We start from the raw sequence: 25158 nt of genomic DNA, 5'->3' as shown, positions 1-25158 counted from the left end.
AGCCTCAAGCGGGGACAGCCGCTCCCCACGGGGTAGAAATCAGTGGTAGCGGCGCAGAAGCCCCGCGAGCTTGCCCTGTACCTGCACCTGCTGGGGGGCATAGACCTGCGCTTCGTAAGCGGCATTGGCCGGGTCGAGCCGGATCTGCCCGCTGTCGCGATGCAGGTACTTGAGCGTCGCTTCCTCATTGTTGACCAGCGCTACGACGATCTCGCCATCGCGAGCGGTATCGGTGCGGCGGATCAGCGCGAAGTCGCCATCGAAAATGCCGGCTTCGATCATCGAGTCGCCGGAAACCTCCAATGCATAGTGATCACCCGGGCCAAGCAACGCGGCCGGGACCGGCAGCGACTGGTAGTCCTCCAGCGCTTCGATCGGGGCACCAGCGGCAATGCGGCCATGCAGCGGGATCTCGATCACATCGTTGGCCGCCTGCGGCGCAACCGTGGGGGCAATTGTGCGGCTAGCAACGACGTCGTTGGCAGGCTTGCCACCGCCCACGACATCTTCAGGTTGCTTGAGCACTTCCAGTGCACGGGCGCGATTGGGCAAGCGGCGGATAAAGCCGCGCTCTTCCAGCGCCGAGATCAGCCGGTGGACCCCGGACTTGCTCTTGAGATCAAGCGCTTCCTTCATTTCCTCGAACGAGGGGGAAATTCCCGTATCTTCCAGTCGCTGCTGGATGAAGCGGATCAATTCGTGCTGCTTTGCGGTCAGCATGTCGGGTGGCTCCCTATAGCCTGTTCCAACTCCGCCCGCGGATGCGAACGAATGCGGAACAATTAGGCAACCAATTTTGCCAAGTCAAGCATTTCAGGGGTTTTCCACCAGGAACGCCGGAACAGATGTTCCCGCTTTCGTCCCATCTCCATGCGCGGGACGGTCGATCAGCGCGTGCGCTTTGGACAGCGAAAGGAGCGCGCTGCTGTCCTGTTCGACCAGCGGAACCAGCCCCTGCGGCGTCCATTCGGCACGCAGGAATTCGCGCCGCACACCACCGGGCGGGCAATCCGCAGCCAGCGGCAGGGGCAGTGCGGTCGGCAGGCAGCTGTGCGCACCGGAGAGCTTGCGCAGCGCAGGCAGCATGAACAGGAAGCCGGTGACGAAGGCCGAGACCGGGTTGCCCGGCAGCCCCAGCACCAGTTGTTTGCCGCGCCGCGCTACCATCAGTGGCTTGCCCGGCTTCATCGCCACTTTCCAGAAGTTGAGCTCGGCGCCGACAGCTTCAAGCGCAGGCCTGGCGAGGTCATGGTCGCCGACCGAGGCGCCGCCGGTCAGCACGATCATATCGGCATCGGCATTGGCCTCCAGCGCGGCGACGATGGCATCGAGCTGGTCGGGCAATGGCGCGCCGGTGCGGATAGTGCAGGGCAGGCTCGATGCGAGCGCCGCCAGCATCGCGCCATTGCTGGCCGGGATCTGATGCCGGGCGCACTCGGTCGGATCGCTGGCCAGCTCGTCCCCGCTGTCGAAGATCGCGAGGGTGGGGCGGGCATGAACCGCGACCTGTGCGTTGCCGGATGAGCGGACCAGCGCCAGCGCAGCCGGTCCGATGCGGGTTCCCGCCTCAAGCAGGACATCGCCGGGCGAGAACTCGAAGGCCTTGCGCCGGATGTGCTTGCCGGTGGGCGGGTCCTCCAGCGCTGTGACTGTTTCGCCGCTGACCTCGGCATCTTCCTGCAGCAGGACGCGCTCGCCACCATCGGGCATGATCGCCCCGGTCGAGATGCGGACACATTCGCCCGGCGCAATGCTGCCTTCGAATGGCGCGCCGCAGCGGCTTTCGCCGACCCGCTGCCACGGGCCTTGGCCAGCCACGGCATAGCCATCCATCGCCGAAAGGTCGGCCGGGGGCTGGGTGCGCTGGGCGACCAGCGGTGTGGCTACGTAGCGCCCCACGGCCGCTTCCGGCGTTACCGTCTCCGCCGCCAGCGGCTCGACCAGTGCCAGCATCCGCGCCTGCGCGTCTTCCAGGCTCAGCTGTGGGCTGCTCATTCGGCGGTCCAGTGGCCCGACTTGCCGCCGCGTTTTTCCAGCAAGCGGACCTCGCCGATGACCATGCCCTTGTCGAGCGCCTTGGCCATGTCGTAAATCGTGAGCAATGCGACGGAAGCCGCTGTCATTGCTTCCATTTCCACCCCGGTCTTGCCGGTGAGCGAAGCGGCCGCGCTGACCGAGATCCCGCCATCGGCATAGTCGAAAGTCACGTCGATCGCGTCGAGCCCGAGCGGGTGGCACAGGGGAATGAGCTCGGCAGTTTTCTTCGCCGCCATGATCCCGGCGATCCGCGCCGTGCCGAGCACGTCGCCCTTGGGCGCATCGCCGGCCTTGATCGCGGCGAGGGCTTCGGCGCTCATGCGGATCACGCCGCCCGCGCGGGCCAGCCGCTGGGTTGCAGGCTTGCCGCCGACATCGACCATGTGCGCCGCGCCCGATTCGTCGAGGTGTGTCAGCCCACTCATTTCGTCGTCACCCCGGCACACATGGACCGCATGTTACACAGTCCAAGCGCGAAAAAATCGGCGGCCTCAATCGGTGGTTGATACCGCAGAATTGGAAGGTTGTTGCAGGTTGTCATGCGGCCTCCATGCCAGAGTCGAAGGGAGTAGGACAGAGGTCTGACCAACTGCTCCCATCCCCGTTCGGGCTGAGCTTGTCGAAGCCCGGTTAAGACGCTTGTAGAAACGTGGTGGCTGCCCTTCGACAAGCTCAGGGCGAACGGATCAGGGTGCTATGAGCGCCCTCGTGGCGGCTTCGACATCGTCCTGCCGCATCAGGCTCTCGCCGACGAGGAAGGTGCGTACACCGGCCCGGGACAGGCGCACACAGTCGGCGTGGGTGTTGATCCCGCTCTCCCCGACCAGCAGCGCGCCTGCGGGTGCAAGCGGGGCGAGCCGTTCGGTGGTGGCAAGATCGGTGGTGAAGGTCTTGAGATCGCGGTTGTTCACGCCGACCAGCCGCGATTGCAGCGCGTGCGCGCGCTCCATCTCGGTTTCGTCATGCACCTCGACCAGCACATCCATGCCGTCCTCGCGGGCGGCGGCTTCGATCTCCTGCATCTGCGCATCGGACAGGGCAGCGACGATAATGAGGATCGCATCGGCCCCCATCGCGCGGGCTTCGGCGCATTGCCACGGATCGACCATGAAATCCTTGCGCAGGGCCGGCAGGGTGCAAGCCGCGCGGGCTTCGCGCAGGTAATCGGCGTGGCCCTGGAAATGGGGTTCGTCGGTGAGGACGGAGAGGCACGCTGCACCGCCTGCTTCATAGGCCTGAGCATGAGCGGCCGGGTGGAATTCGGCGCGGATCAGGCCCTTGGAAGGTGAGGCCTTCTTGACCTCGGCGATCAGGGCAAAGCCGGTCTCGGCCTTGGCGCGCAGGGCCGCTTCGAAGCCGCGCGGAGCGGATTGCGCGGCGATGCGCTCTGCCAGCTCGGCAGGCGAGGTTGCGGCCTTGCGGGTGGCGACTTCGTCGTATTTGCCGGCGCAGATTTCTTCGAGCTTGTTCATCGCGCCATCTCGATCCAGCGCGCCAGCAGGGCCTTGGCCTTGCCGCTGTCGAGCGCTTCGGCGGCGGTGGCGGCGCCTGCTTCCCAGTCGTCGACATCGCTCGCCACCATCAGCGTGGCGGCAGCGTTGAAGATCACTGCATCGCGATAGGGGCCGGGCGTGCCATCGAGCAGCGCGGTCAGGGCCTTGGCATTGTGCGCCGCATCGCCGCCGCGGATGGCTTCGACCGGCGAATGCTCGAGCCCGGCCATGGTGCAATCGACCCGCCGCATCTCGAATTCATTGCCATGGACGTTAGCCAGCTCGTTTCCACCAGCTAGGCTCAGCTCGTCTAGCCCTTCATCGCCGGAGACGATAAAGGTCCGCTCCGTCCCCAGCCGCGCCTTGGCGTCGGCGTAGATCGGCACATAGCCGGGGCGGGCAATCCCGATCAGCTGACGCTTGACGCCCGCCGGATTGGACAGCGGACCCATCAGGTTGAAGATGGTGCGCTTGCCCAGTTTCTGGCGGATCGGCTGGATCCGGCCCATTGCCGGGTGGTGGTTCTTGGCGAAGAGGAAACAGATTCCGATCTCGGCCAGTGTCTTTTCCGCCGTGCGCCCGGCGGCCTCCATGTCGAGGCCGAGCGCTTCGAGCGTATCGGCTGCGCCGGACTTGGACGAGGCGGCGCGGTTGCCGTGCTTGGCCACTGGCACTCCGGCAGCGGCGACGACAAGGCTGACGGCGGTCGAGACATTGAGCGTGTGATGCCCGTCGCCCCCGGTGCCGCAGCAATCGACGGCATTGGCAGGCGCGTCAATCGGGATCAGCCGGGCGCGGAGCGCGCGTGCCGCGCCGGCGATTTCCTCGGCCGTCTCGCTGCGCTCGGTCATCGCCAGCAGGAAGCGGGCGATTTCCTCGTCGCTCGCCTCGCCGTCGAGGATCCAGCCGAACACTTCCTCGGCCTCGGCTTCGCTCATGTGCGGGACGGCGAGGGGGAGAGTCTTCATGCGAGCACCTTTGCTTCTATACCGCATAGGCGCAGGAAATTGGCCAGCAGGTCATGCCCGTGCTCGGTGGCAATGCTTTCCGGGTGGAACTGCACCCCGTGAATCGGCAGCTCGGCATGGCGAAAGCCTTGCACATGGGCATCGTCACTGGTGGCGTTCACCACGAGGCTGGCGGGAATGTCCTCCACCACCAGCGAGTGATAGCGGGTGGCGGTGAAGGGCGTGGGCAGCCCGGCGAAGACCCCCGTTCCGTCATGTGTCACCGGCGAAGTCTTGCCATGCATTAGCCCGCCCTGGACCACGCGCCCTCCGAAATACTGCCCGATTGACTGGTGCCCCAGGCACACGCCGAGCAGCGGCAACGCCTTGTCGGCGCAGGCCCCGACCAAGTCGAGGCTGATCCCCGCCTCATTGGGCGTGCACGGCCCGGGCGAGATAAGAATGCCCTTCGCGCCACTGGAGACAGCCTGTCCGGCGGAGATGGCATCATTGCGTTCGACGCGGACCTCCGTCCCCAGCTCCATCAGGTAATGGACGAGGTTGAAGGTGAAGCTGTCGTAATTGTCGATGACGAGGATCATGGGATTCTGCCTGCAAACTCGTCCGTCGCCCGCACCAGCCCGTCGACGATGCCCGGTTCGCTGGCAGCGTGGCCGGCGTCATGGACGATGCGCAGCTCGACTTCGGGCCAGGCTTGCTTGAGCTCCCAGGCCGAAGTCGGCGGGCAGCAGATGTCATGGCGACCCTGGACGATGATGCCTGGGATGTCCTTGAGCTTGTGCGCGTCGCGGAGCAGCTGTCCTTCCTCGAGGTAGAAATCGTTGAGGAAGAAGCGCGCGCAGATGCGGGCGAAGGGCACTGCCTTGGCCGGTTCGGCGAAGTCGGCCATCAGGTCTTCGTTGGGCAGCAGTGTCGCAACCGAACCCTCCCACAGCGACCATTCCTTGGCCGCCGCGAGACGCGTGGCTTCGTCGTCGCTGGTCAGGCGATCGTGATAGGCTTTTACAAGATTGCCGTGCTCATCTTCGGGGATGTGACCGCTGAAGCTGGCCCATTGCTCGGCCATGATTTCGCTAGCACCGTAGCTGTACAGCCAGTTCTTCTCCTTCTCGCGGCCGAGAAACACGCCACGCAGGATAATCTCTGTCGTCCGCTCGGGGTATTTCTGGGCATAGGCGAGGGCGAGCGTCGCGCCCCAGCTGCCGCCGAACACCTGCCAGGCTGGATGCCCGCACATTTCGCGCAGCCGCTCGATATCCTCGACGATGCGCCAGGTGTCGTTGTGCTCGATCTCGGCAAAGGGAAGCGACTTGCCGCAGCCGCGCTGGTCGAACAGCAGCACGTCATATTTCTCGGGATTCCATTGCCGCCGGTGCGACGGGGCCATCCCGCCGCCGGGGCCGCCATGGAGGAACACCGCCGGTTTTGCGCCCGGCGTACCGACGCGTTCGTAATAGAGCTGATGCCCTTCGCCAACGTCGAGCATCCCGGTCTCGTAAGGTTCGATCTCGGGGTAGAGCGTGCGTTCGTAATCGATCAAATTGCTGCCCATCTACTTGGTCTCCACGACAATCATCGGCCCGATCGGCGCACGGGCGTCCATGCGGCCCGAGGCCGGGTCCCACAAGGACGAAACATTGCCGTCAAGGAACAGGGCGTTGGGGGTGTCGGCGACGTCGCGGAAGAAGCGCGCGAACTTGCCGAAGCTGATGGGGCCATCGCTGATCACGAAATGCGCGCGCCCTTCGCGGTCGACGCCGACGCCGTTGCGGATCTGGCGCGAAGGGCCATCATCGGTGATCTCGGGGTGCATCTTCCCTTCGATCAGCAGCATCGGGCCGCTCTGGGTCCCGAATTGCGGGCGGTCTGAGACATTGGCAAGGAAGCTGTCGGTCGAGCGGACTCTCCAAGCCCCTTCGGTGCCGTAAAACACGCCGTTGGGCTTCAAATGGAAGTTGCCCGGGCCATCGGCGGTGTTGAGCTCCTTGGTACGCTCGCCTTTCTCGACATAGTAGCCGATCGGCTTGCCTTCGCCGTCGAACATGCCGCCGTTCATGGCGAACACCGGCAAGCTGTCGCCGCGCGCCTCGGCGAGCTTGGCGAAGCTGCGATAGGGGCTGCCAAGCATTGTGGTGATGCGATGCCTGGCCGGGTCGGCGATGCAATGGGTCAGCGGGACATCCTGGTAAGTGACTTTCTCGCACGCGCCATCAGCGGGAACAGCGGCCTCTACGACTTGCTCATCCTCTCCACCGGTAGTCGTCGTGGTTGTGGCACCATTCTCGCCGAACTCGATTACGGTTACAGGCTCGCCTTCAGCCTGCTGTCCGCAGGCGCCGAGTACCAGCAAGAGGGGCAGGGCGACCGTTCTCATTGTCCAAATCCGGCTTCGCTGGCGACGCGGGCAGCTTCTCGGGCGGCGGCGATCAACGCCCCGGCCTTGGCCTCGCATTCGCGCTGTTCATAGGCAGGATCGCTGTCGGCGACGATCCCGGCACCCGCCTGCACATGCATGGTCCCGTCCTTAACCACCGCAGTGCGCAGGACGATGCAGCTGTCGAAACTGCCGTCAGGGGCGAAATAGCCGACCCCGCCGGCATAGGGCCCGCGGGTTTCGGGTTCGAGTTCGGCGATAATCTCGCACGCCCTGATCTTGGGCGCGCCGCTGACGGTGCCAGCCGGGAATCCCGCGAACAGCGCGTCGAGCGCGTCCTTGGTCGGATCGAGCCGGCCCACGACATTGCTGACGATGTGCATCACATGGCTGTAGCGTTCGACAGTGAAGCTGTCGGTGACCTCCACCGTGCCCTTGGCCGCCACGCGCCCGACATCGTTGCGACCGAGGTCGAGCAGCATGAGGTGTTCGGCGCGCTCCTTGGGATCGGCCAGCAGGCTTTCCTCGGCGGCGCGGTCGGCCTCGGGCGTTGCGCCGCGCGGGCGAGTGCCGGCGATCGGGCGGATCGTCACTTCGCCATCGCGCAGGCGCACGAGAATTTCCGGGCTTGAGCCGACCACGGCAAAGCCGGGCAGGTCGAGAAGGTAGAGGAACGGTGAGGGGTTTACTCTTCGTAGCGCCCTGTAGAGCGCCAATGGCGGCAGCGGGAACGGGCAGGTGAAGCGTTGCGCAAGCACCACCTGGAAGATGTCTCCCGCTGTAATGTAGTCCTTCGCGCGGCGGACCATGGCGGCATAGTCGCCTTCCGCAAGCTGCGGTTCGAGCGCCATCGCAGGCAATTCCGAAACGGTCTCGCTCTCGGGAAGGCCGGAAGACAGCTTGCGCAGGGTTTCATCGATACGGTCGGCTGCCCGCTCGATGGCGACATCGGGATCGCCGCTACCCGGCCACAGCGGGGCAATGACGAACAGCGCGTCGTTGAGCGAGTCGAACACCAGCAACAAGGTGGGCCGGGTAAAGACCATGTCCGGCAGGTCGAGTTCGCTTTGCGGCGCGCGGGGGAGGACCTCGACCTGGCCGATGGTTTCGTAAGCAAAATAGCCGACCAGGCAGGCGAGGGCGGGCGGCAAGCCTTGCGGAACATCGATCCGGCATTCGCCGATCAGCGCCCGCAAGGCGTCGAGGCTCTTGCCTTCCAGAGGCGCGAATGCGGCGCGATCATGCTGCCACAGGCGGTTGATTTCCCCGACTTCCCCGCGAGCGCGAAAGACCAGGTCAGGGTCCAGCCCCAGCAGGCTGTACCGACCACGCACTTCTCCGCCTTCGACCGATTCGAGCAGGAAATCGCCGCGCTCAGGCTCAATCAGCTTGAGCGCTGCACCTACAGGTGTCTCTGTATCCGCTACGACCTCGCGCCACACCAGCGCCGGCTGGCCCGTTTCCAGCTGGACACGCGCTGCATCGCGGTTGCGAAGGCCGGCTGTGGACAGGATGGCCCCCTACTGCTGGGCTTCGCCGGTCAGCTGGCGCCGCACGGCTTCGATGGCAGTGTCGTTCTTTTCGACCGAGACGTCTTTCCGAATGGCCTTGCTCAGCTGCTGCGAATACTCGTCGCCAGCTGCACGAGAGAACTGGATCTTGGCCTGCTGAAACAGCGGGTCGCTGGGGCTGATGGCCCCTGCCTCGATGCTGTCGAGGTCGATGACGAACCAGCCCATGTTGCGGGGCCCTTCGAGTTTTTTCTGCGTGCCCTGCGCCATGCTGAACAACAGCGCGAGCGGAGCGGGTACCCTCTGCTGGCGCTGCAAAAGGTCTTCGCGGGTCAGATTGAGCTGATCCACACTAGGCAAACGCTTGTTCTCGGCCTGGATTGCCGCCGCGAGCGACTGGCCGCCTTTGACACGCTTCATGACCCGGTCAGCCGCAGTCTTGGCCAGCTTGGCCCCTTCGGCGCGGCGCCAGTCGGCAATCACCTGGTCGCGAATCTCCGACAGCGGTGCGGAGGCAGACGGGGTGATGTCGCCAGCTTCGAACAGCAGGAACGTCTGGCCGGGAATGGCCTCGGCAAGCTGGGGCTCGCCTTCATCCATCTGGAATGCGGTAGAAAGCGCGCGGCGCAGGATCTCAGGCGCCTGTTCGCCGTTCGAACCGTAAACGATTCCGGCTCCTGTCAGCGGTTTTGTCGACTGGATTTCCACGCCTACTGTTTTCGCTACATCGGTCAGCGATTCCCCATCAGCGAAACGATCCTCGATATCGGCTGCGAGCTCGTTGAACGCGACGCGGCGCTTTTCCTCGGTCAACGTCGCAATGATCTCACTACGTGCCTGCTCGAGCGAGCGTCCTGGCTTGCGGTCGATGCCGTCGACCCTGACGACATGCCAACCGAGCCCGCTACGGTTGATGGCGGCGACCTGCCCGAGCTCTGCGGCAAATGCGCCAGTCGCGACATTTGCCGAAGCCTGCGTGCCAAAATCGGAACGCGAAATCGGGCCGAGCGTGGCGGCTTCGAGACCTGCTTCGCGCGCCACCGCTTCCAGTGACGCACCACCCTGGACGCGTTCGCGGATCGATTCGGCTGCGGCACGGGTCGGCAGGATCAATTGCTTGAGCGTGCGTTCTTCGCTGGCCGCATAAAGCGCCGAATCCTCTTCGTAGCGAGCGGCGATCTCCGCCTGCGTTGGTGCAGCGATGTCTCCTACAGCGTCGGCTCCGAAGGTTGCGTAGCGGATTATGCGGCGTTCAGGGCGAATATAATCGTCCCGGTTGGCACCGTAGTATTTCGCGAGCTGGTCTTCGCTCGGATCCTTGGTCGGGGCATAGGCCGAGCTTTCCAGCAGGCCGATGGCGCCCTTGCGGCGTTCCTTGAACAACGCAGCATAGCGGCTCGCGAGCTTGTTCGGGATGACCGCTCCGTAGCCGCTCGGTTGAACGACTTGCTGGGCGATGAGGCTGTCTCCCAGATCATCGCGCACCAGCGCATCGGTCAGCCCCTGGCGAGAGATGGCGCCGCGATAGGCTTCTTCATCGAAATTGCCGTCGGCTCCACGAAAAGCGGGAATCCGGCGAATTTCGCTGTTGATAAGGTTGTCGCCGGCGCGGATGCCGTATTTCCGGCCGAACTCGGCGATTGCCACTCGATCAAGCAAAGTATCGACCACGCGGTCGAGCCCGCCCTGTCCGATGAAGGCCGGCATGGAAAGCGTCGGATCGTTCTGCCTTAGCTGGTCAACCGCAGTTTCGGCTGCCCGGCGCAGATCTGCGGTGCCGACCTTTTCATTGCCGACAACTGCCACCCTGTCTCCACCCGACACCCCGCCGAACGTACCCGATCCCGATACGTCGGCACTGGCAAAGGCGACGGCGATCAGCGCGAGGAAGGCAAGGGTCACACCGATACCGATCTTCGACTGGAAGAACTTGCGGAACGTATTGATCATGGGAACGCATATCCAAGGCAATAAGGGTTGCGCGCAATGTGGGGGCATCCGCGCGTCTGGGCAACGCCTTAGAGGGGCTGCGACCCAGCCGCAACAGGTCGCAAAGGGTTTTGACTGGATCGTCAGGGTCGGCTAGCGGACCCGGCCCCCGACGCGCTATCTAACTGCGCAAAGAACAATTGCAGGACGAACACATGTCTCTCCGACCTTATATTGTCGGCAACTGGAAAATGAACGGTACTCGCGCAATGCTTTCCGAAGCCCGCGCGATCGACCGCGCTGCGCAGCGTTACATGAAGGTCGAAGTGGCTGTTGCTCCGCCTTACACGTTGATCCACGCCGTTCACCGCGAAGCCGAACAGATTGCCGTAGGCGCGCAGGACTGTCATCCGGGCGTGGAAGGCGCACATACCGGTGACATCTCTGCAGTCATGGCGGCCGATGCCGGGGCCAAGTTCGTGATCCTCGGCCACAGCGAGCGGCGACAGGACCATGGCGAATCGAACGAACTGGTTCGTACCAAGGTCGAATCGGCCTTGGGTGCCGGGCTAAACGTGATCCTGTGTTGCGGTGAGCCGGAGGAAAAGCGCGAGGAAGGCAAGCACGAGAAGTTCGTGCTCAACCAGCTGCGCCTGTCGCTGCCGGAAGAGATCGAAGAGCCAGGCGATCGCCTGACCATCGCTTACGAGCCGATCTGGGCCATCGGCACCGGTCGCACGCCCACCCTCAACGATATTGCTGCCATGCATGCATCCATCCGCGCTTTTCTCGTCGAGAAGTTCGGGGAAGAGCAGGGCGGGCTGGTAAGGATCCTCTATGGCGGGTCGGTGAAACCCGAGAATGCCCGCGAAATCCTGTCGGTCGAAAATGTTGGTGGAGCGCTCGTTGGCGGTGCCAGCCTGACGGCCGACAGCTTCATGAACATCGCTCTGGCTGCCGGTGACGGCGAAGACCAGTAAGCGTCAAACCTTGTCTCAGCGCTCCTGCGCTCCTAGATGCGCGGGCAGCTGAGCTTTTCGGAAAACATCCATGTCGCTTTTCATATTCCTGTTCGTTGTCCAGACCATTGTCGCTGCTGCGCTGGTCGGCGTGGTGCTGATGCAGCGTAGCGAAGGCGGTGGCCTTGGTATCGGCGGCAGTCCCGGTGGCATGATGAGCGCACGCGGTGCGGCCGATTTTCTCAGCCGCACGACCAAGTGGCTGGCGGTGGCTTTCGTGAGCCTTTCGATTGCCCTGGCAGCGGTCGCCGTTGAGACGACCGGTGATTCGGATATCGAATCGACGCTCGATCGCTCCGTTCCCGCTGCCGAGCCGGATCCGCTGGCGGCCCCGGCCGATGGCGTTGCTGCACCGGCAGGAGAAGCGGCACCGGAATCCGCTGGTGATCCGCTCGCTCCAGCATCCGAATAAGCACAACCGGCAAGCAATATGTGGATTGCGGGCGACAGGCTCGTCATTCCGCTTGCGCCGAATCCATTCCTCAGCTTAAGGCCCAACTCCCATGGCGCGGTATATTTTCATCACCGGCGGCGTGGTCTCCTCGCTCGGAAAAGGTCTCATGGCGGCATCGCTTGGCGCGTTGCTGCAGGCGCGCGGCTACAAGGTCCGCATTCGCAAGTTCGACCCCTATCTGAACGTCGATCCGGGCACGATGAGCCCGTATCAGCATGGCGAAGTCTATGTCACGGACGATGGGGCCGAGACCGACCTCGACCTGGGACACTACGAACGCTTCACAGGCGTCTCGGCGCGCCAGAGCGACAACATCACGTCGGGGCGCGTCTATCAGGACATCATCGCCAAGGAACGGCGCGGTGACTATCTCGGTGCGACGGTACAGGTGATCCCCCATGTCACCGACGCGATCAAGAATTTCGCGCTGGCCGACCAGGACGATCTCGACTTTATCTTATGCGAGATCGGCGGGACCGTGGGCGACATCGAGTCGCTGCCGTTCATGGAAGCGATTCGCCAGCTGCGGAACGAGCTCGAACCCAACCAGACGCTCAGCGTCCATGTCACGCTGGTGCCCTATATTGCGGCGGCCGGCGAACTGAAGACCAAGCCGACCCAGCACTCGGTACGCGAACTGGCGAGCCTGGGCATCAAGCCGGACGTGCTGCTGTGCCGCTGCGAGCACCCTCTGCCCGATGGCGAGCGGCAGAAAATCGCCAACTTCTGTAACGTCCGCAAGGAAGCGGTCATCCCGGCACTCGATGCGCCGTCGATCTATTCGGTTCCGCTGCAGTATCACGAGGAAGGCCTCGACGCCGAGGTGCTGCGCGGGTTCGGTATTACCGATGCACCGGCCCCTGATCTGTCGGCGTGGAACGATGTCACGGACCGCTACTTCCACCCGGAAGGCGAAGTCACCATCGGCGTGGTCGGAAAATATGTCGGGCTGCAGGATGCCTACAAGTCCTTGAACGAAGCACTGGTCCACGGCGGGATGGCCAACCGGGTGAAGGTCAATATCCGCTGGATCGATGCTGAAATCTTCGAGCAGGACGATAGCGATATCGCGGCCCAGCTCGAGCCGATGCACGGGATTCTCGTTCCCGGCGGTTTTGGTGAGCGCGGCAGCGAAGGAAAGATCGCCAGCGTTCGCTTCGCACGCGAGCGCGGCGTGCCGTTCTTCGGTATCTGCCTCGGCATGCAGATGGCCTGCGTCGAAGCAGCCCGTTCAGCAGGCCATGCCAAGGCCAGCTCGACCGAATTTGGCGAGACTGAAGAGCCGGTGGTGGGCATCATCACCGAATGGATGACTGAAGAAGGGCTGGAAACCCGCGAGGCGGGCGGCGACCTGGGTGGGACCATGCGGCTCGGGGCCTATGATGCCAAACTGGCCGGCAACAGCCATGTCAGCGCTATCTATGGCGGCGCGAGCATGATTTCGGAGCGCCACCGCCATCGCTATGAAGTCAATGCGGCCTACCGCGATGCACTGGAAGGGCAAGGCCTGATCTTCTCCGGCATGTCGCCTGACGGCCTGCTGCCCGAAATCGTCGAGCGTCCGGATCACCCGTGGTTCGTCGGCGTCCAGTTTCACCCCGAGCTGAAGTCGAAGCCGTTCGACCCGCACCCGCTTTTTTCCGGGTTCATCAAGGCTGCGCTGCACCAGTCGCGACTCGTGTGAGCATTAACTAATTTCATTTATGCGGCAAAGTGTCGCGTTTGTGCAATATTCGCTCAGCCGGACTACCCATAGTAGGCCAATGGTTACCATTTTTGCGGGTCACCTCTTTATCTTTTGAGGGTACCAACGCATGAAGGTGGCACAGTTGCTGATCGCAACTGACTAAACGGGGGTCGCGCTTACCGAGTTTGTGAGCTTGTCCCGGCTTTGATCGTCTTCTGCGACCCGGACGGTTAGAGACGGACGAGGCGGCGTGAATCGTCGCGGGGCGGATCTTCAAGCGGGTCCGCCCCACACCTCGACCGCATCGCATGACGTCGTGACGGCAAAAGGGCCTACCCTCGCATGAGGGCAGGCCCTTGTTCATTTCAGCCCTTACGGAAGATCAGGCGGCGTCGGTGTCCTTCTTGTCGCCATCGACCACATTCAGTGTCTTCTGGTCTCCAATCAGGATCTTCTTCGGCTTCATCGCTTCCGGCACTTCGCGCACCAGATCGATTACCAGCAGGCCGTCGGAAAGGTCGGCGTTGGCAACGCGGACATAGTCGGCCAGCTCGAAGCGGCGCTCGAACCCGCGGTTGGCGATACCGATGTGCAGCATTTCGCCGTCGACGGTTTCATCGCGCTTCTTGCCGGTGATGGTCAGCAGGTTCTGCTGGGCCGTGATATCGAGGTCGCCGGGACGGAAGCCAGCGATCGCGAGCGTGATGCGATAGTCGTCATCGCCACGCTTTTCGATATTGAACGGCGGATAGTTATCGCTGCCGCCCTGGCGGACATTGCTTTCCAGCATGTCGAACAGGCGGTCAAAACCGACGGTGCTGCGGCGATAGGGGGTGAAATCAAGACGTGACATATGCAAATCCTCCAATGAGCAATCTGGTCTCTGCGGAACCCGGCTCGGCGGCATTCCGTTAAGTCTGTGAAGCGGCCCATTGCGGCCCCGCTCCACATCGACGATATAGGAGCGGATTATCGGGTTTCAAGAACCCACAAAGGAATGAAAAACAAGGATTTTCAATGTCTGAAGTGAAAATCGACATCTACACCAAGTTCGGCTGCGGCTATTGCTTCCGGGCCAAGCGCCTGCTCGATGAGAAAGGCGTCAGCTACAACGAGTTCGACATCACCATGGGCGGCCCCAAGCGTGACGAGATGATGGAACGCGCGCCGATGGCGCGCACGGTGCCGCAGATCTTTATCGGCGAAACGCATGTCGGCGGCTCTGACGAGCTCCACGCGCTGGAGCGTGACGGCAAGCTCGACGCGCTGTTGGCGGGCAGTTGAGACCCGCATGATCTACTCATGATCCGCATTTCCGTTGCCCAGATGCAATCGGGGATCGATCCCGATGCCAATGCCCTGGTGCTGGAACAGCATATCGCTGCCGCGGCCGAAGGTGGTGCGGTGATGCTGTTTACGCCGGAAATGACTGGCTTGCTTGACCGCGACCGCCAACGCGGTGCGGAAAACATCCGGACCGAGGATGACGACGTCGTCCTGAGCAAGGCAAAAGCCGCTGCGAAGACGCATGCGATCTGGGTCGCGATCGGCTCGCTTGCGCTAAACACGGGCGAAGGCAAGTGGTCCAACCGGTCATTGCTCATCAATCCGCATGGTGAAATCGCTGCCCGATATGACAAGATGCATATGTTCGACGTCGATCTTGCCAGTGGTGAGAGCTGGCGGGAATCGAATGCCTATCGGGCAGGCAGTGAAGTCGTCACTGCCGAAACACCTGTGGGGCGGCTCGGGCTGACGATTTGCTACGACCTGCGCTTTCCGGCGCTTTTCGAAGAACTGGGTCAGCGGAAATGCGACGTCATTGCCATTCCCGCTGCGTTCACCGTCCCGACCGGCAAGGCGCATTGGCATGTCATGCAGCGAGCACGTGCTATCGAGGCCAGTGCCTTTGTTGTGGCAGCAGCGCAGGTGGGCAAGCATCCAGATGGTCGCGTCACCTATGGCCACAGCCTGGTGGTCGATCCGTGGGGGCAAGTCCTGCTCGATATGGGCGGTGAAGCGCCAGGCCTAGGCTTCGCCGACATTGACCTCGGCCGCATCGCCGAAGTCCGCGCCCAAGTGCCAAGCCTTGCCAACCGCCGCGATATCCCTAAATCACCCGCGCCATGATCGTATTCGACCTCGCCTGTTCCAACAGCCACCGTTTCGAAGGCTGGTTCCGCTCGACCAGCGACTTCGCAGACCAGCGCGAGAAAGGCTGGCTGCTTTGCCCGGAATGCGGCTGCGAAAAGGTCGACAAGGCACCGATGGCACCTGCTGTCCCGGCCAAGGGCAATACACGCAGCGAGCTTTCCTCGAAGGATGACCGGTCCTCCGCAGTTAGTGGGGGTGCGGGGGAGCAGTCGCTCCCGCCCAAGCTCGTCGAAGCGATGAAAGCGCTGGCGAAGGTCCAGGCGGAGACCATCAAGGACAGCACCTGGGTCGGCAAGGAATTCGCCAAGCAATCGCGCGAGATGCACTATGGCGAGCGTGACGAAGCGCTGATCCACGGCAAGGCGACGCCCGAAGAGGCGAAGGAACTCGCTGAAGAGGGCATCAATGTCGCCCCGCTGCTGATCCCGGTTGCCGATCCCGACGATCTCAACTGATGAGTTTATTGTAGTCCGCACACTCCTCCGGGTGTGCGAAATCCTCGCTCCAGAAGCCTGACGGCCTAATCGCTGCGGGCGCGCAGTCGCGCTTGCGGTCCTACGGACCGTTCTTGCGCGTCAAGTGAACGCTGCTAAACGGCCACAAGGGGCGCCCGTAGCTCAGTCGGATAGAGCACCAGATTCCTAATCTGGGGGCCACAGGTTCGAATCCTGTCGGGCGCACCACCAGTTTCTTCGGGGAGAGAACGACAATGAACGACAGCCCATGGACCCGCCGCGCCAGCGCGCTCGCATTCTGGCTTGGTATCGCGATTGTCGTGATCGCGCTGGCCGGTACGACGCTGGCGCGCTTCGATGTGATCGGCAAGCTGCCGGGCTTCATGTCGTTCGTCTATTCGGCAATGGCTGGTGGCGGCGTGGCGGTGCTTGGCCTTGTGGCCCTCGTCATGAATTGGCGTTCGGGCTGGCCGGCTGCACGCAAAGCGGTGTTGGCAGTCGTTATCGGTGCCGCCGCTTTCGGCGGGCTTTCGCTGCTGCGCAGCACTGCTGCTGAATATCCCTACATCCACGACGCAACGACCGACCTCGAGAACCCTCCCGAATTTGTCGAGCTGGCGATCCCGGAAGACAACCTCCGGGGCGTCGATACCGTTGAAGCCTGGAAAGAAGCACACGCTGAGGGCTACAGCGACCTGACGCCTGTCACGGTGAATGCGACGCCCGCAGCGGTCGTCGCCAAGGCCGAAGAGCTGGCAAAGGAACGCGGCTGGACCATCGCAGCCGTCGCGCCGGATGAAGGACGCTTCGAAGCAGTGGCCTATGCGTCCTGGATCAAGTTCGAGGACATCGTGGTGCTGCGTGCCGTGCCGTTGGAAAATGGCGAAACACTGGTCGACATGCGGTCGATCAGCAGGGTGGGCATCAGCGACCTCGGCGAGAATGCCAAGCGGATCCGTGAGTTCCTGGCCGCACTTCAGGAATCCTGAGACCTCAGCCCCAGCCAGCTGAGCAGGACGATAGTTAGCGACATCGCGGCACATAGCCCAGCGATGCCGTGCCATTGCCCAATGTCATAGGCTACCGGCGCACCCCAGCTGGCGATGCCTGCGCCTGAGAACATGAGGATGATGTAGCCGGTCATGAGCCGGGTCCTGATAGCTGGTTCGAGAGATAAAAAGGTCATGCGCCCGGCGACATCTATCGTGGGGCCGACGATGTTGGTGATCATAAGCGGGATCATCAGCAGCCACAGGCTCGATCCGGTTGGCCAGTAGAGCAGGATCCCGAACGCTTGCACCGTGCTCAGGATCAGCCTTGCACGATAGGGCCCGACGCGGTCGGCCCAACGGCCAAGGCGCGGAGTCGCGAATATGCTGACCACGGTGATCGCGGCGAGATAGCCCACCGTGTCGGTGCCATAGCCCATCTCGGCGCTGGTGAGATGGAAGGCGAGGCCCAGCCAAACGACCAGGAACATGCCGAAATTGAGCGCCTGGATCGCGCCGGACAGGATCACGCGCGGATATTTGGCGAGCAGGGTCAGCGTTGAGCCAACCAGCGCAAAATAGCCGATGCTTGGAGGAGGAGGCCTGTCCTTTGCGCGCCCTTCCATGATGAACGGAATGGCCATGGTCACACCGGCCATCAGCACTGCTGCGACGGCATAGACCATATGCCAGCCGGCCCAGTGGGCGATAATGCCGGCACCCACCCGAGCGAGCAGGATCGCGACGATCACCCCAGCAGTAAGGAAAGCGGTTACGCGCCCAAGTTCCTTGGCTGGCGCTCGCTTTGAGGCATAGGCAGGAACGAGATAGGGCACGATAGTGACGAACCCGAGCAGGGTCGAAGCGGTCACGAAGACTGCAAAACTGGGCGCGACAGCCATGACCAGCAGCGCCAGAGTCTGCAGCGATGCAAGGACTATCGAAAGCGTCCGGTTGCTGATCCGGTCTCCCAACGGCAGCAGCAGGAAGATGCCCAGCGCCAACGCCATCTGGTTGAAGGCTGGGACCAGCCCGATCTGTGCGGGAGAGACATCGAAGTGTTCGCCGACCTCGGCGATGATCGGGTGGATGTAGTAGGCGTTGGCCACCGTCACACCGCTGAGCAAGGCCAACAGCGCCGTGTCCCGCCGACTCAGGCTTGCGTGCGCATCGGTCGGGGAAGGGGATAGGTCCTGATCAGCCACTCGATGCGGCTATCAGCTTTCGGCGGCCTTCCCAAGCGGAACCGCTTCCTTGAAGGTATGGGTGATGTAGGGGAAGGGGATCTCGATCCCCGCATCGTCCAGCGCGCGTTTGACAGCGCGGATCACGCGATCACGGCTTTCATGCCCGTCGCGAGGCTTTGACCCGGCCCACCAGCGGACCTTGAAATCGACCGAACTGGAGTTGAACTCGCAAGCGAAGACATCGATGCCCTTGTCGGTATCGACTTCCTCTACGCCTTCCACGGCCTTGCGGATGACTTCCGCCGCGTGGTCGAGATCGGTATCATAGGAAACGCCCGCCACCACTTCATGCCGGCGCTGGACCTCGTCGGTCAGGATCTCGACCGGATTCTTGAACAGCATGGAATTGGGCACCAGCGTCACTTCGCCCGACAGCTTGCGGACATAGGTCTCGCGCAGGGTGATATGCTCGACCTTGCCGGTGATGCCTTCGCATTCGATCACGTCGCCGATGCGCATCTTCTCGCGCAGCATGATCAGCACGCCGGCGAGAAAGTTCTCGAAGATGTCCTGGAAGGCGAAACCGATGGCAACGGCGCCGATTCCGAGCCCGGCAATAAGACTAGCAGGGGTGAGGCCCGGCATAACGACGATCAGAGCAACCATCAGGCCGAGCAGCCAGATCGCCAGCTTTACCAGCGTCCTGACCAGGTTGCGCAGGCTCGGGCGCATGTCCGTCCTGTCCATGACCCTGGTCGCAGCACGCAGGGCAATCTTCACTGCGATCCACGTCACGAACAGGATCACAAGGGCGATTACGAGCCCGGGCAAGGCGCGCACGGCACCGTCGGCCATACCGGTCAACTGGTCTTGCAAAGTAGCGAGCGTATCGAACGTTTGTTCGAGGCCCTGTTCGGCCCCGGCACTGGCAGTAATCGTCATGGAATCCCCTTATCTATCGGTATTCCAACGGAATGTTGCCTGCCGGGTTCCGAAGCGGAGCTATTCGACCGAGGTTCCTGTCCGAAGAACGTAAACGGGGCCGACGTCGATGGCCTGGGTGCCTCCGGTAATCCGCAGGCCGACCATGGCCTCACGCGCAGTCATGTTTCGATCGGCCTTGGTGACGAAGCGCACGAGTTGCCAGGCATCGCCGACCCCGACGACAGCTTCCCCGAAGGTCTCACCGGCAGCCGGTGCAAAGAAACGCACGCCCAGCGTCGCCTTGCCGTCTCCGGTCGGGCTGGTCACGGTCTTGGCTGCGAGCGCGACGAGGATCTCGTCCCCTTTTCCGACGGGGTGGTTGAGGCTGACCAAGGCATCGACGCCAGCGGTTTCGTCCGTGCTGGGCACTGTCGACAGGCGCGTGGTCTTGCCTAGCCAGATGGTGCTGTCGTCATATTCCTCGACACCGACGACCCCCTCAGTGGCGGCAAAGCCCCAATCGCGATCGGTCGGATCGTTGATCAACGTACCCAGGCCCTGCAGCGGCTTGGGCAGCTCTGGTGCGGCAAGCGGTGCGACCGCTGGTTCCGGTTGGGGCGCAGTCCGGCCGATGATCGAGCTGGCACCGGTGATCACGATAGCCTGCCCGATTTCCAGCACCTGCCTGGTCCGGCCGAACTGGATGGCGACGATGCCATTCTTGCGATCCAGCCCTTGTTCTGCCGAAGCCGTCACTTCGTACCAGTCCCATTCGGTCCCGATCTCCAGCGTCTGTTCGCCAAAACCGGGGTAGGGCGCGGCATCCTTCTGGAAGCGGACCCGCAGGATACCCTTGCCGCTGCTTTCGCTGCTTTCGAGAGTGCGGGCGTAGAAACCGATCGTAACAGTATCCCCGCGCTTCACGTTGCGGATCAGCGGGATGTTGGTCCCGGCAGCGTAGATGAATTCCGATGCCTGCTTGACGTGAAATCGCCGCGCCGCGCCACCGCCCGGAATGCTTTCGTCGACGATGGATTCGGCATGGAATTCCGGCCCGTAGCTGTCCCAGTCGATCCGTGAAGGATCGTTGACCAGCCGGCCAGGCAATTGCTCTTCCAACGCCTTGAGTTCGGGCGACAGTGACTGAGCGGATGCTGGTTGCGAAACCAGCGCAAGGGCAAACGAAAGCAGCGCCAACCTGGCGAATCTGAACGCGACCATGGGTTCCCCCCCGAGACAAGACTTCTTCGGTTGGGAACGTTAACAACGGCTGCAGCGAAGGGCAAGGGGGCCTTGCCGCGGGCCCTCGGGCAAACTTAGTCTACGCCATGTTCCTTGCGGGCTATCTCATGCAGCCAGTCGGCGTGGCGCGGGGCCTTCTTGGTCTCGCTCCATTCGTCGAGCATCAGCGGGGCGACCCGCTTGAGCTCGGCATATTGCTCTTCGGTGCCGATGTCCGCCGCCAGCTCGACGCGGTGGCCGTTCGGATCGAAGAAGTAGATCGACTTGAAGATCCCGTGGTGGGTAGGGCCAAGGACATCAATGCCTTGCGATTCAATGTGGTCCTTGGCCTTCAGCAGTTCGTCTTCCGATGCGACCCGAAAGGCGAGATGCTGGACCCATGCAGGCGTGTTCTCGTCACGTCCCATCGTGGGTTGGTTGGGTAACTCGAAGAACGCCAGGATGTTCCCGTTACCCGCATCGAGGAAGACATGCATGTAGGGATCGTATTCGCCGGTGGAGGGCACATGGTCCTCGGCAAAGGCGGTGGTGTATTCCATCCCGAGCACGCGCGAGTACCATTCGACGGTCTCCTTCGCGTCCTTGCAGCGATAGGCGGCGTGGTGGATGCCGCTGGGCTTTACCGCACTCATTCTGCCGGTTCTCCTTCGACTTCCAGCACGCCGCGGCGAATCTGGTCGCGTTCCATGCTTTCGAACAGCGCCTTGAAGTTGCCTTCGCCGAAGCCTTCGTCGCCCTTGCGCTGGATGAACTCGAAGAACACCGGGCCGACCTGTGCTTCGGCAAAGATCTGGAGCAGCAGTCGCGGATGGCCGCCTTCGGTGGTGCCGTCGAGCAGGATGCCACGCATCTTGAGTTCGCTCTCGTCTTCGCCGTGACCGGGAAGGCGCTCGGACAGCATCTCGTAATATGTTTCCGGCGGTGCGGTCATGAACGGCACACCGAGGTCCTTGAGGTTGTCCCAGCACTTCAGCAAGTCGTCGCAGATGAGTGCAATGTGCTGGATGCCTTCGCCGTTGAACTCACGCAGGAACTCTTCGATCTGTCCCTTGCCGCCTTCGCCTTCCTCGTTGAGCGGGATGCGGATCTTGCCGTCGGGCGCCGTCAGCGCCTTGGAGGTCAGGCCGGTATACTCGCCCTTGATGTCGAAGAAGCGGATCTCGCGGAAGTTGAAGAGCGTCTCGTAATAGTCCGCCCAGTATTTCATGCGGCCACCATACACGTTATGGGTCAGGTGATCGATCAGCTTGAAGCCCGCACCGACTGGGTGCTTTTCGACGCCCGGCAAATATTCGAAATCGATATCGTAGATGGAAAGGCCGTCACCTGCCTCGTCTGCATAGCGATCGACCAGGTAGAGGATCGCGCCGCCGATGCCGCGGATGGCGGGGATGTGCAGTTCCATCGGGCCGGTTTGGACCTGGACCGGTTCGGCACCCTTGGCGATCAGGTGGTCATAGGCCTTCCGAGCGTCACGCACGCGGAAGGCCATGCCGCAGGCCGAGGGGCCATGTTCGCGGGCAAAGAACCAGGCTGCGCTGCGCGGCTCATAGTTGGCGATCAGGTTGATGCCGCCCTGGCGCCACAGGTGCACGTCTTTGGACCTGTGAGTGGCGACATGGGTGAAGCCCATCGCTTCGAACACCGGTTCGAGTTGGCCCTTTTCCGGCGCGCAGAATTCGACGAACTCGAATCCGTCGAGGCCAGCGGGGTTCTCGAAAAGGTCTGCCATGGGGATCTCCTGAAATTCGGTATCTGTTCAAACTGGTTTCAAACGAAACTATATTCGCTGAACTGCAAAAATGCAAGAGGGTTGGCCGCTTGAAATTGTCAGCCGTACGCTGGTGGTGGTATGTGCAAGACTAACGGGAGAGGGGACGATATGATCCGGACGCATGGCATCAATCACATCGCGCTGGTTTGCCGCGACATGGCGGAAACCGTACGCTTCTATACCGAGATCCTGCATATGCCGCTGGTCAAGACCGTGGCGCTTCCCGACGGCGGGCAGCATTTCTTCTTCGATTGTGGTGGCGGATCACTGGTGGCGTTTTTCTGGTGGCCTGAGATGCCGCCTGCCGCGCCCGGCATCGCTTCAGTCAAGCAGTTCCCCTATGATGCGAAGACTGCGGTCGGTTCGATGAACCATCTTGCCTTCAACATGGCCGAAAGCGAACTCGAAGCTGCTCTGGTGCGGCTGGAGGAAGCAGGTGTGCCGTTCACGCCTGCTGTAGTGAATCATGATGACAGCCCGGGCGGTGTTGCACCCGAGATGCATGAAGGCGTCTTCGTGCGTTCGGTCTATTTCACCGATCCCAATGGCATCATGCTGGAGTTCGCGGCACTGACGAAAGAATTCACGCCCGGTGATATCCGCCATGAACCAGCGACGGTCGAGGCCTAGATGCCGCGCCTGAGGCAAGTCCCCAAGGCCGAGGCCGACCCTGAGAAGGTGCTGCCGATCTATCGCCTGCTGTTTGGGGAGCGTGACCCGGTGGCAGAGCCCGGCACTTCGACCGGGACGCCGGGAGACTGGTGGACGGTCTTCGCCAACTCTCCGGAAGCGTTCCAGCATGCGGTGCACGGCTTCGCCTACTATCGCAGCCCGAAGCGCAAGCTCGATCCCGTGCTGCGCACCTATGGACAGGCATTGGCTGGTTACGCGACGGAAAGCCAGTTCGTGTTTTCGCAGCAGTGCAAGACCTTGCGCGGGTTAGGTGTGAGCGAAGGGAAGATCGCAGCGATCCCGCAGTGGGAAACTGCCGAATGTTTCGATCAGCGCGAACGCGTCGTTCTGGCCTATTGCGACCGGCTCGTGTCGCACCGGGGCAGGGTTGCCGATGCGCTGTTTGACGAACTCAAGGAGCATCTCGACGACGAGCAGATTCTCGAGCTGACCTACATCACGTCGATGTACCTGATGCACGCCGTAATGAGCCGGGCGCTCCACACCGAATTCGACGACCGTGATGAGCCGATTGTCGAAGTCGATGCGCCGGAAGACTTCTCCCCCGATGAATTCGTTCGCCAGTGACGATTGTGCGTTGGGTCGGCTGGCGAATCGGCGGCTTATCGTGCACGGTTCGACTCATGCCTGACTCGTTTCGTCGCAATTCTGGAAAGACGGCTTGATGCTGCGAATCAAAGCTGATTCTGTCGTCTTCATGACGCGAGAGGGGCACAAGATCACACTGCCGCGGGAGCAGTTCACCCACGGGCTGGCGCTTGTCGCGCTGCTGCTCATGGCGGGCCTGGCCGTTTTCGGCCCCAGCGGTCTCCTCGCATGGAGTGAAGAGGCCCAGTTGCTCGAGCAGCGGCAAGGCCAGATCGCTGTGCTCCTGGAAGAACGCGATGCGCTCAAGACCCGCGTTGATGCACTGGATCCCGACAATGTCGATCCGGACATGGCGACAGAGATCGTCCGCAAGAACCTCAATGTTGTCCATCCTGACGAAGTCGTTCTTGAGCTGACCCCTGAAGGCTGAAAAGACTGAACTTTCCCCGCGCATAGGTATTTCCGTAACGTCAAACGCTGCCAAGCGTTGCGCGCGCGCGCCCCTTGGTCTTATAGGCCTGCTCAAGGCATCCACCTCCCCAGGACGCCGGGACTCATCGGAGGATTGATCTCTTGGCTAAAGCCAGCACTCGCAAGACGCCTGCAAAAAAGACGCCTGCTGCCAAGCCCGCCACCAGCGGCGCGATGCAGGACGAGGACTTTATCCTGCACAGCCTGCAAGAGGAGTTCGAGAAGAACAAGCGCTACAAGGCCAGCGACGAGGAGCTGCTCCATTTCTATGAGCAGATGCTGCTCATCCGTCGCTTCGAGGAGCGGGCAGGGCAGCTCTACGGCCTCGGTCTGATCGGCGGCTTCTGCCACCTCTACATCGGGCAGGAAGCGGTAGCCATTGGCCTGCAGTCGGCGCTCGACGGGGACAAGGACAGCGTCATCACCGGCTATCGCGACCATGGCCACATGCTCGCCTATGGCATCGATCCCAAGGTCATCATGGCCGAGCTGACGGGCCGTGAAGCCGGCATTTCCAAGGGCAAGGGCGGTTCGATGCACATGTTCAGCACCGAGCACAAATTCTACGGTGGCCACGGCATTGTCGGCGCGCAGGTGGCGCTCGGCGGAGGGCTCGCTTTCGCGCATAAGTACAACGAAGATGGCGGGCTGTGCCTCGCCTATTTCGGCGACGGCGCGGCCAACCAGGGCCAGGTCTACGAGACCTTCAACATGGCAGCGCTGTGGAACCTGCCGATCGTGTTCGTGGTCGAGGACAACCAGTATGCCATGGGCACCGCATCCAAGCGCAGCTCGGCCGAGACGCGTTTCCACCGCCGCGGCACCGCCTTCCGCATCCCCGGCATGGAAGTGAACGGGATGGACGTGCTCGAAGTGCGCGCCGCCGCCGAAGTCGCCTTCAAGCATGTCCGCGAAGGCAATGGCCCGGTTCTGATGGAGTGCAATACCTATCGCTATCGCGGGCACTCGATGTCGGACCCGGCCAAGTACCGCACCCGCGAGGAAGTGCAGGAACAGCGTGAGCAGCATGACCCGATCGAAGGCTTGAAGAAAACCCTGATCGAGAAGGGCAAGAGCGAGGACGACCTGAAAGCCATCGACAAGGCTATTCGTGCGCAGGTCGCCGAAAGTGCCGACTTCGCCGAGAACTCACCGGAGCCAGCACCGAGCGAACTCTACACCGATGTGCTGGTGGGGGAGTATTGATCG

Annotated in this window: 27 protein-coding genes and 1 tRNA gene; 12 read left to right on the top strand and 16 right to left on the bottom strand. The window is 62.5% G+C overall.

The annotated features are described in order from the left end of the window. Nucleotides 1-39: 39 nt before the first annotated feature. The 10 genes from lexA to QPW08_RS09480 all read right to left on the bottom strand — a co-directional run bounded on the left by lexA (nt 40) and on the right by QPW08_RS09480 (nt 10333). The gene (gene lexA / locus QPW08_RS09525; RefSeq protein ID WP_284125579.1) at nt 40-720 is read right to left on the bottom strand and encodes a transcriptional repressor LexA; all 681 of its coding nucleotides are present in this window, start codon (nt 718-720) and stop codon (nt 40-42) included. Nucleotides 721-813: 93 nt separating this feature from the next. Further along, a complete protein-coding gene (locus QPW08_RS09520) occupies nt 814-1995 on the bottom strand; it encodes a molybdopterin molybdotransferase MoeA (RefSeq protein WP_284125578.1) in 1182 nt (393 codons plus the stop codon). Further along, the gene (moaC, locus tag QPW08_RS09515) at nt 1992-2462 is read right to left on the bottom strand and encodes a cyclic pyranopterin monophosphate synthase MoaC (RefSeq protein WP_284125577.1); all 471 of its coding nucleotides are present in this window, start codon (nt 2460-2462) and stop codon (nt 1992-1994) included. Before moaC ends, QPW08_RS09520 begins: the two co-directional genes overlap by 4 nt. Nucleotides 2463-2723: 261 nt before the next feature. Next, a complete protein-coding gene (gene trpC / locus QPW08_RS09510) occupies nt 2724-3509 on the bottom strand; it encodes an indole-3-glycerol phosphate synthase TrpC (protein WP_284125576.1) in 786 nt (261 codons plus the stop codon). Then, complete coding sequence (gene trpD, locus QPW08_RS09505; protein WP_284125575.1) at nt 3506-4498, bottom strand: anthranilate phosphoribosyltransferase; 993 nt, start codon at nt 4496-4498, stop codon at nt 3506-3508. Before trpD ends, trpC begins: the two co-directional genes overlap by 4 nt. Next, nucleotides 4495-5079 (bottom strand): anthranilate synthase component II, encoded by a 585-nt coding sequence (locus tag QPW08_RS09500; protein ID WP_284125574.1) that lies wholly within the window; start codon nt 5077-5079, stop codon nt 4495-4497. The genes trpD and QPW08_RS09500 overlap by 4 nt, the downstream gene beginning before the upstream one ends. Then, on the bottom strand, nt 5076-6050 hold the full coding sequence (gene pip, locus QPW08_RS09495) for a prolyl aminopeptidase (protein ID WP_284125573.1): 975 nt from the start codon (nt 6048-6050) through the stop codon (nt 5076-5078). Before pip ends, QPW08_RS09500 begins: the two co-directional genes overlap by 4 nt. Next, entirely contained in the window at nt 6051-6872 is an 822-nt protein-coding gene (locus tag QPW08_RS09490) for a phosphodiester glycosidase family protein (RefSeq protein ID WP_284125572.1), read from the bottom strand. It lies immediately after the preceding gene. Next, nucleotides 6869-8314: an anthranilate synthase component I gene (gene trpE, locus QPW08_RS09485; protein WP_284125571.1), complete on the bottom strand. Its 1446-nt coding sequence runs from the start codon at nt 8312-8314 to the stop codon at nt 6869-6871. The genes QPW08_RS09490 and trpE overlap by 4 nt, the downstream gene beginning before the upstream one ends. A gap of 78 nt (nt 8315-8392) precedes the next feature. Further along, nucleotides 8393-10333: a peptidylprolyl isomerase gene (locus QPW08_RS09480; protein WP_284125570.1), complete on the bottom strand. Its 1941-nt coding sequence runs from the start codon at nt 10331-10333 to the stop codon at nt 8393-8395. Nucleotides 10334-10527: 194 nt separating this feature from the next. On the opposite strand from QPW08_RS09480, the gene tpiA reads away from it, so the two are divergent. The 3 genes from tpiA to QPW08_RS09465 all read left to right on the top strand — a co-directional run bounded on the left by tpiA (nt 10528) and on the right by QPW08_RS09465 (nt 13469). After that, nucleotides 10528-11292, top strand: coding sequence for a triose-phosphate isomerase (gene tpiA / locus QPW08_RS09475; protein WP_284125569.1), 765 nt, complete (start codon nt 10528-10530; stop codon nt 11290-11292). A gap of 70 nt (nt 11293-11362) precedes the next feature. After that, entirely contained in the window at nt 11363-11743 is a 381-nt protein-coding gene (gene secG, locus QPW08_RS09470) for a preprotein translocase subunit SecG (protein WP_284125568.1), read from the top strand. 91 nt (nt 11744-11834) lie between these two features. Further along, nucleotides 11835-13469 (top strand): CTP synthase, encoded by a 1635-nt coding sequence (locus QPW08_RS09465; protein WP_284125567.1) that lies wholly within the window; start codon nt 11835-11837, stop codon nt 13467-13469. Between the two features lie 385 nt (nt 13470-13854). On the opposite strand, the gene QPW08_RS09460 is transcribed toward QPW08_RS09465, so the two are convergent. Then, nucleotides 13855-14325: an Hsp20 family protein gene (locus QPW08_RS09460; protein ID WP_284125566.1), complete on the bottom strand. Its 471-nt coding sequence runs from the start codon at nt 14323-14325 to the stop codon at nt 13855-13857. A gap of 164 nt (nt 14326-14489) precedes the next feature. Here QPW08_RS09460 and grxC point away from each other — a divergent pair, with 164 nt between their 5' ends. The 5 genes from grxC to QPW08_RS09435 all read left to right on the top strand — a co-directional run bounded on the left by grxC (nt 14490) and on the right by QPW08_RS09435 (nt 17070). Continuing rightward, complete coding sequence (gene grxC, locus QPW08_RS09455; protein WP_284125565.1) at nt 14490-14756, top strand: glutaredoxin 3; 267 nt, start codon at nt 14490-14492, stop codon at nt 14754-14756. A gap of 18 nt (nt 14757-14774) precedes the next feature. Further along, a complete protein-coding gene (locus QPW08_RS09450; protein WP_284125564.1) occupies nt 14775-15602 on the top strand; it encodes a carbon-nitrogen hydrolase family protein in 828 nt (275 codons plus the stop codon). Then, the gene (locus QPW08_RS09445) at nt 15599-16081 is read left to right on the top strand and encodes a DUF1178 family protein (protein ID WP_284125563.1); all 483 of its coding nucleotides are present in this window, start codon (nt 15599-15601) and stop codon (nt 16079-16081) included. The genes QPW08_RS09450 and QPW08_RS09445 overlap by 4 nt, the downstream gene beginning before the upstream one ends. 151 nt (nt 16082-16232) lie before the next feature. Next, nucleotides 16233-16309: transfer RNA gene (locus QPW08_RS09440), tRNA-Arg, on the top strand. A gap of 26 nt (nt 16310-16335) precedes the next feature. Further along, nucleotides 16336-17070 (top strand): DUF1499 domain-containing protein, encoded by a 735-nt coding sequence (locus QPW08_RS09435; protein ID WP_284125562.1) that lies wholly within the window; start codon nt 16336-16338, stop codon nt 17068-17070. Here QPW08_RS09435 and QPW08_RS09430 read toward each other — a convergent pair. From QPW08_RS09430 to hppD, 5 genes are all read right to left on the bottom strand, one after another. After that, the gene (locus QPW08_RS09430; RefSeq protein WP_284125561.1) at nt 17058-18275 is read right to left on the bottom strand and encodes an MFS transporter; all 1218 of its coding nucleotides are present in this window, start codon (nt 18273-18275) and stop codon (nt 17058-17060) included. The genes QPW08_RS09435 and QPW08_RS09430 overlap by 13 nt on opposite strands. Nucleotides 18276-18287: 12 nt before the next feature. Next, a complete protein-coding gene (locus QPW08_RS09425) occupies nt 18288-19199 on the bottom strand; it encodes a mechanosensitive ion channel family protein (RefSeq protein WP_284125560.1) in 912 nt (303 codons plus the stop codon). Nucleotides 19200-19259: 60 nt separating this feature from the next. Then, the gene (locus tag QPW08_RS09420; protein WP_284125559.1) at nt 19260-20402 is read right to left on the bottom strand and encodes a hypothetical protein; all 1143 of its coding nucleotides are present in this window, start codon (nt 20400-20402) and stop codon (nt 19260-19262) included. A 95-nt stretch (nt 20403-20497) separates the two neighbouring features. Then, a complete protein-coding gene (locus QPW08_RS09415; RefSeq protein WP_284125558.1) occupies nt 20498-21055 on the bottom strand; it encodes a VOC family protein in 558 nt (185 codons plus the stop codon). After that, nucleotides 21052-22155, bottom strand: a complete 1104-nt coding sequence (gene hppD / locus QPW08_RS09410; RefSeq protein ID WP_284125557.1) for a 4-hydroxyphenylpyruvate dioxygenase — start codon at nt 22153-22155, stop codon at nt 21052-21054. The genes QPW08_RS09415 and hppD overlap by 4 nt, the downstream gene beginning before the upstream one ends. A gap of 150 nt (nt 22156-22305) precedes the next feature. Here hppD and QPW08_RS09405 point away from each other — a divergent pair, with 150 nt between their 5' ends. The 4 genes from QPW08_RS09405 to pdhA all read left to right on the top strand — a co-directional run bounded on the left by QPW08_RS09405 (nt 22306) and on the right by pdhA (nt 25155). Then, nucleotides 22306-22827, top strand: coding sequence for a VOC family protein (locus QPW08_RS09405; RefSeq protein ID WP_284125556.1), 522 nt, complete (start codon nt 22306-22308; stop codon nt 22825-22827). Beyond that, on the top strand, nt 22828-23457 hold the full coding sequence (locus QPW08_RS09400; protein ID WP_284125555.1) for a carboxymuconolactone decarboxylase family protein: 630 nt from the start codon (nt 22828-22830) through the stop codon (nt 23455-23457). A gap of 97 nt (nt 23458-23554) precedes the next feature. After that, nucleotides 23555-23908 carry an FtsB family cell division protein gene (locus tag QPW08_RS09395; RefSeq protein WP_284125554.1) on the top strand — a complete coding sequence of 118 codons (354 nt, stop codon included), beginning with the start codon at nt 23555-23557 and terminating at the stop codon, nt 23906-23908. Nucleotides 23909-24051: 143 nt separating this feature from the next. Then, a complete protein-coding gene (gene pdhA / locus QPW08_RS09390; protein WP_407674556.1) occupies nt 24052-25155 on the top strand; it encodes a pyruvate dehydrogenase (acetyl-transferring) E1 component subunit alpha in 1104 nt (367 codons plus the stop codon). Nucleotides 25156-25158 lie beyond the last annotated feature (3 nt).

It is taken from the genome of Parerythrobacter aestuarii, from assembly GCF_030140925.1.
In the GTDB taxonomy this organism is placed as follows: Bacteria; Pseudomonadota; Alphaproteobacteria; order Sphingomonadales; family Sphingomonadaceae; genus Parerythrobacter; species Parerythrobacter aestuarii.
Note: the sequence above shows the minus strand (reverse complement) of the source record. Positions and strands in the feature narration are given on the sequence as shown.

Excerpts from the sequence above, each read along its gene's own strand:
- lexA (WP_284125579.1), bottom strand. The coding sequence starts at position 720 with ATGCTGACCGCAAAGCAGCACGAATTGATCCGCTTCATCCAGCAGCGA.
- QPW08_RS09520 (WP_284125578.1), bottom strand. The coding sequence starts at position 1,995 with ATGAGCAGCCCACAGCTGAGCCTGGAAGACGCGCAGGCGCGGATGCTG.
- moaC (WP_284125577.1), bottom strand. The coding sequence starts at position 2,462 with ATGAGTGGGCTGACACACCTCGACGAATCGGGCGCGGCGCACATGGTC.
- trpC (WP_284125576.1), bottom strand. The coding sequence starts at position 3,509 with ATGAACAAGCTCGAAGAAATCTGCGCCGGCAAATACGACGAAGTCGCC.
- trpD (WP_284125575.1), bottom strand. The coding sequence starts at position 4,498 with ATGAAGACTCTCCCCCTCGCCGTCCCGCACATGAGCGAAGCCGAGGCC.
- QPW08_RS09500 (WP_284125574.1), bottom strand. The coding sequence starts at position 5,079 with ATGATCCTCGTCATCGACAATTACGACAGCTTCACCTTCAACCTCGTC.
- pip (WP_284125573.1), bottom strand. The coding sequence starts at position 6,050 with ATGGGCAGCAATTTGATCGATTACGAACGCACGCTCTACCCCGAGATC.
- QPW08_RS09490 (WP_284125572.1), bottom strand. The coding sequence starts at position 6,872 with ATGAGAACGGTCGCCCTGCCCCTCTTGCTGGTACTCGGCGCCTGCGGA.
- QPW08_RS09480 (WP_284125570.1), bottom strand. The coding sequence starts at position 10,333 with ATGATCAATACGTTCCGCAAGTTCTTCCAGTCGAAGATCGGTATCGGT.
- tpiA (WP_284125569.1), top strand. The coding sequence starts at position 10,528 with ATGTCTCTCCGACCTTATATTGTCGGCAACTGGAAAATGAACGGTACT.
- secG (WP_284125568.1), top strand. The coding sequence starts at position 11,363 with ATGTCGCTTTTCATATTCCTGTTCGTTGTCCAGACCATTGTCGCTGCT.
- QPW08_RS09465 (WP_284125567.1), top strand. The coding sequence starts at position 11,835 with ATGGCGCGGTATATTTTCATCACCGGCGGCGTGGTCTCCTCGCTCGGA.
- QPW08_RS09460 (WP_284125566.1), bottom strand. The coding sequence starts at position 14,325 with ATGTCACGTCTTGATTTCACCCCCTATCGCCGCAGCACCGTCGGTTTT.
- grxC (WP_284125565.1), top strand. The coding sequence starts at position 14,490 with ATGTCTGAAGTGAAAATCGACATCTACACCAAGTTCGGCTGCGGCTAT.
- QPW08_RS09450 (WP_284125564.1), top strand. The coding sequence starts at position 14,775 with ATGATCCGCATTTCCGTTGCCCAGATGCAATCGGGGATCGATCCCGAT.
- QPW08_RS09445 (WP_284125563.1), top strand. The coding sequence starts at position 15,599 with ATGATCGTATTCGACCTCGCCTGTTCCAACAGCCACCGTTTCGAAGGC.
- QPW08_RS09435 (WP_284125562.1), top strand. The coding sequence starts at position 16,336 with ATGAACGACAGCCCATGGACCCGCCGCGCCAGCGCGCTCGCATTCTGG.
- QPW08_RS09425 (WP_284125560.1), bottom strand. The coding sequence starts at position 19,199 with ATGACGATTACTGCCAGTGCCGGGGCCGAACAGGGCCTCGAACAAACG.
- QPW08_RS09420 (WP_284125559.1), bottom strand. The coding sequence starts at position 20,402 with ATGGTCGCGTTCAGATTCGCCAGGTTGGCGCTGCTTTCGTTTGCCCTT.
- QPW08_RS09415 (WP_284125558.1), bottom strand. The coding sequence starts at position 21,055 with ATGAGTGCGGTAAAGCCCAGCGGCATCCACCACGCCGCCTATCGCTGC.
- hppD (WP_284125557.1), bottom strand. The coding sequence starts at position 22,155 with ATGGCAGACCTTTTCGAGAACCCCGCTGGCCTCGACGGATTCGAGTTC.
- QPW08_RS09405 (WP_284125556.1), top strand. The coding sequence starts at position 22,306 with ATGATCCGGACGCATGGCATCAATCACATCGCGCTGGTTTGCCGCGAC.
- QPW08_RS09400 (WP_284125555.1), top strand. The coding sequence starts at position 22,828 with ATGCCGCGCCTGAGGCAAGTCCCCAAGGCCGAGGCCGACCCTGAGAAG.
- QPW08_RS09395 (WP_284125554.1), top strand. The coding sequence starts at position 23,555 with ATGCTGCGAATCAAAGCTGATTCTGTCGTCTTCATGACGCGAGAGGGG.